General features: G+C 41.1%; 2 protein-coding genes. Both read right to left on the bottom strand.

Annotated features, from left to right (window positions below):
* Nucleotides 1-28: 28 nt before the first annotated feature.
* A complete protein-coding gene (locus G1O98_RS36935) occupies nucleotides 29-1,657 on the bottom strand; it encodes an efflux RND transporter periplasmic adaptor subunit (RefSeq protein WP_163939260.1) in 1,629 nt (542 codons plus the stop codon).
* Nucleotides 1,658-2,728: 1,071 nt separating this feature from the next.
* Nucleotides 2,729-4,018 carry a glycosyltransferase family 4 protein gene (locus G1O98_RS36930; RefSeq protein WP_163939258.1) on the bottom strand — a complete coding sequence of 430 codons (1,290 nt, stop codon included), beginning with the start codon at nucleotides 4,016-4,018 and terminating at the stop codon, nucleotides 2,729-2,731.
* Nucleotides 4,019-4,907: the final 889 nt, after the last annotated feature.

Here is a 4,907-nt window from a genome sequence, read left to right as displayed (position 1 = left end):
CCCTGCTCCCTGCCCCCTTGCCCCCTCCCTATGGCTTCTGACTACCAACTTCTTGCGGTGCGGGAGTGATGGGAGCGCCATTAGTTAGGTTGAGAATACCGGAAACAACAATTTTGTCTCCAGCTTTTAGTCCTTCGATAACTTGATAATTATTCCCCTCAATAACTCCCAATTTCACAGGTTTTTGTTGAGCAACTAAAGATGGCGCTCCAGCTTTCTTTTCTGCTGGTGCTTCAGCTTTTTTTTCTGCTGACGCTTCAGCGTTCTTCTCTGTTGGCGCTTCAGCTACAAATACAAATGTCTCCCCACCCAGGCGAGATACTGCTGTAACTGGAATTAAAATTCCCGGACGTTGGTTCCAGATCACTTTGGTTTGCACTGACTGGCGATTTACCAGTTGATTTCTAGAATTACCAAAGTTAGCTTTCACCAAAATTGTCTGCGAATCTGAACTAGCATCTGGAGAAATGAAGCTTATTTTACCCCTTGCTGCGGGTTCGCCTTGAGCGTTCAGCATTTGTACTGGTAATCCCAAGCGCAGCTTTTTGGCTTCTTCTAGGGGAACGGAAATATTTAGTTCTAAAGAGTCGTTTCTAGTAAGTGTAGTGAGTTGATCTGCTTTTTCTACATAATCTCCCACCTTTGTGGGAATATCGCCAACAGTACCAGTAAAAGGTGCCAGAACTTTTGTGTATTGTAGTTGAACTTGGGCTGCTTGGACTTGGGCCACTGCTTGAGTTACTTGCGATCGCGCTTGGGCAATTTCTTCTGGGCGGGAACCATTTTCTAGTTGCCTTAAGTTTTGTTTCTGTTGTTCCAAGGCTCCAGCTAGCTCATTAATACTAGAATTTCTGCTTTGGCGGAGTTGGTCTAGGCGTTTCCGGGCTACAACCAGGGCAGCTTCAGCACTTTGCTGTTCTTTGACATATCCTTCTAAGGTATCTTCAGAAACTGCGCCCTCTTTTCTCAATTGTGCGTATCGCTTGGCTCGTGACTGTGCTAGTTCTACATCCGATTTAGCTGACTGAATTTGAGCCTCAGCCTGAGCAATTTCTTGTGGTTGCGACCCCGATTGGGCATCTCGCAAGCGAGCTTGGGCTTGGGTTAACTGCGCTCTAGCTTGGGCAACTTCTTCTTGTCGCGTACCCGCTTTGAGTTCAGCAAGACGTGCTTGAGCTTGTGCTAGTCCAGCTTTTGCTTGTAATAATTGCGCTTGGACACTATCACTTTCTAGGCTAATAATAACTTGCCCCTGTTGAACACGGTTGCCCTCTTGGATGAAAATCTGGGTAACTCGTCCTTCAACCTGTGGCTTGATGATTACCGAACGTGGAGCCTCTAAGGAGCCAATAAACTCCGAACTTTCTTGCACAGTTTCAGGTTGCACAGTCGCTAGCTTGACTGGAATTGCCATCGGTTGACCAGCAGCTGGCCCACCTGCTGGTGGATTACTAGCACTACTAGTTTGCCACCAGCGCCAACCAAAACCAATGCCTCCAATTAAGAGAATAATTCCCAAAATTAGAGGCCAACGACGCTTTTGAGGTGGTTTAGGCGATCGCTCTGGCAGTGGTTGTGGCTCTTGACTAGAATCAGTAACAGCAGGCTGTTCTATTTCAACTGGAAGCGGAGAATCAGGGAACTCAGAATGGGACATCTTCGGTTTCTCGTCTTGTGGATTTAGACTTGGGCAATCTACTCTTGACTAAAAAAGCATTATTTGAATAGTTTTTTAGCCCTTTGTTTTGATGTTGATAACTAACAAATATGTATTTGGGTATTTGGGCGATCGCTCACGATGTCTAGTACCTAAAACAAACAAATATGCTTCATCACATTATGGTGATTTTGTACATTACTTAACTCCCATCATTTTTTTAAAATGTAATTTATAAAACTTTTTTGGTCAGTATAAAACCATCACTTTCCGTCATAGAGAAAATACGGTTTATGTTGTTCCAAGGGAATCAATACAATCTTCTGCCTCCTGCAATGGCAAACTGCGTGATACCGTGTACAAATAAATTTAAACAAGTTTCGATGTAGTATTCATACTTGTAATCTAGTGTGGTAGAGATATCGCTAAAAACGCAGAATACCGTGAAACAACATACCCGTGGAACTATCTACAGATGCTTTTAAATCTATATCTGAAGATACTGCACCCTTATCTTGACTTTTTTGCAAGTACATAACCACCTAGCTCTTCGCGCAGCGATTAACGATTTGTTTGCTTTGTATAAAATAAGACATAACGCTTGGGGAATTCTTCCATAAGCGTTTGCAAGCGCTTGCTTGCATTATAACCACATAGGAAACTAGATTTGTATAAGTTTAAAGATGAGTTTATCCCTCTTGAGTCGTATTGAATACTGATCTTAGGGAAGAAAAATGTACGGTGCAATGTATGGAACGATGCATTCTCTATGAGAGGCTTCTCTGCGACACGCTGTGCGTAGCTTGCTTCTGAGTAGGAGTACGCCAACGGCAGGCTACGCCTACGTTGATTAATTCAGCTCTATTCATCAAGGTTGCAAGTTTCATTGAGTTATCCTCACCAAGAACAAAGTGCAATCAATACAGTATTCTCTAGAATCCTATTTTTGAGCAGTCTTATCTTCCTACACTTAGGTCATCCAATCGGATGATTTTTAACTCACCCATTCGGGTGATTTAATTTATCCTAATCAGGGTTCTGTATATGTGAGTGAGTCATGCTCAATGCCCTTCAAGCATCCACAACTGATTCCTTAGAATCCAATTTCGGCAAGATACCCACAGTTGATTTTCGGTTAGCAAGAATATGATAAAAGAGCCACTCATACCGATCGAGTGCTTGCTCCAAAGAATAGTTTTCTTCGGCAAACTGTCTTCCCGCGTTACCTAGCTTCGTACAGAGAGTAGGATTAGCATATAAATCATGCACCGCAGCGGCCATTGCATCAGGCGATTCTGGCTCAACAATTATCCCACCACCACTGAGTTTGATCGCTCTAGCAGCAGTTCCAGTTGCAGGAACTGAACCCACAATTGGGCGACCACTTGCTAAGAGTAGTGGTATTTTTGAAGGCATATTGAACGAAATTACATTGTGCTTTTGCACAATCAGCCCGACATCAGCTGCTGCTAGCATTTCAGGTAATTTTTCTCTCGGCTGCAATGGTAGCAGCAAAACATTATCTGCTCCATGTAATAGACAATATTCTTGCAACCTTTGCAATGCTGTTGATTCGCCGACAATGACAAAGACAATTTCTCTAATATGACGTAAGCAAACTGCTGCTTCTATTACTGTTTCTAAACCTTGAGTTAGAGCTATGTTGCCCGAATAAAGAACTATAAATCTCCCATCCAGTTGATGGCTAGATATCCAAGAGTTGTTCTTTTTCGGTAAAGGGTGGATGAAATTTACATTCACCCAATTAGGAATACAAACGATTTTATTAACAGGTACTCCCTTATTCACTAAATTCTCACGAAATCCATCGGCGATAACACTAATAGTGTGTGCAGTCCGATAGGCAAATTTCTCTAAAGCTGCAAGAGTTCGAATCATCCACTTGTTTTTCAAAAGCCCGATACGCACAGCAGCTTCTGGTAAAATATCTTGCACATTTAGAACTATTGGGCAGTTGTATAGCCAACCAAATATTGTTGCTGGTAAGATACCTAACAAAGGCGGTACTGTTAAAATCATTACATCTGGACGTTCACCTCTAAAGGCTTGAGGTAAGCTTGTGAAAATAAAGCTTAACTCCAGCAACAGACGATCTAAAAGGTTAGGTTTAGACTTAATTCTGATGTAGCTTCGCTGAATGGTGACACCATTTTTTTGTTCAGTAACGTACCATTGACCCCGATAACCATCGTAAATTTCGCGCTCAGGATAGTTGGGCATTCCAGTAATCACCCGCACTTCATGACCTCGATTTACTAGTCCTTCTGCCAATTCAGTCATTAAGGGAGCAATTCCAATCGGCTCTGGATGATAGTTGTAGGAATATATCAGAATATGCATGAGCTATTTATAAATTTGGTAAATACACCCGGAAATAAGCGGATTTATTGCTAACTTCAATAGAAGCTGCAACTTTTATTATTTAATTTAGTTTTTGATTAGATTATGATTTTAAAAAATCACAATTGTGATAGGCACTGCTGAAAAATTTTCTAGGTGGATTTTAACAGTTATTAGCGAACAATTATCAGTTTTTCAGGTTGGATAAAGTTTGCCAATCGTATATTTAAAAGTTACGCGTGTTAACTAATAAACTTTAATTGTTCACTTATTTAAATTCCTTCCTATATATGTGATTAGTTGTTCAGTTATTTAAAAGTGAATAGAGTTGTTAAATTTACACTGAGGGGATTGTAGCATGAGACTTAATATCATGCATATAACCTGCATTCCGCCTTGTGAACTGGCACATGAAGTATTTTTAACCAAGTAAATAATATTGCATTAATGGGTGAGAGTCCAGTTTTTTTAGTGGCTCAAAGGCACTAACTTTTTAACATTAGTGTGTTTAGTAGCTTCGTATTTAAAACTGTAACTGGAAAAAACTCCAATGTATCGCAATTGACATCAACAGCTTTATTCGGGTTGTTAGCAACACTAGAGATACCTGTAGCGGGCTACACTGACGCAATACTAAAAAGTTGCACTGATTGCTATAGTTAGGACGATTTTAGTGAAAATACTTCTGATTATAATCGCTCGAATACTTGTTTTCATAAGTATTCGAGCGATCGCCAACCGATAAGGCTGGATGATAAAAGGGAAAAGGGGAAAGGGAAAAGGTTAAAGGGGAAAGGGATGATGATTGTCGCGCCACTTGCGGGCGAGGTTTTTACCTTCCTCATAAAATTTGGATTATTTCGCGCCACTTGCGGGCGAGGTTTTTACC

Origin of the sequence: Nostoc sp. UIC 10630 (assembly GCF_010747425.1) — a bacterium.
Taxonomy (GTDB): Bacteria; Cyanobacteriota; Cyanobacteriia; order Cyanobacteriales; family Nostocaceae; genus Nostoc.
This window is presented reverse-complemented; position numbering and strand designations above follow the sequence as displayed.

Coding starts and splice junctions, on each gene's coding strand:
- G1O98_RS36935 (WP_163939260.1), bottom strand. CDS start 1,657: ATGTCCCATTCTGAGTTCCCTGATTCTCCGCTTCCAGTTGAAATAGAA.
- G1O98_RS36930 (WP_163939258.1), bottom strand. CDS start 4,018: ATGCATATTCTGATATATTCCTACAACTATCATCCAGAGCCGATTGGA.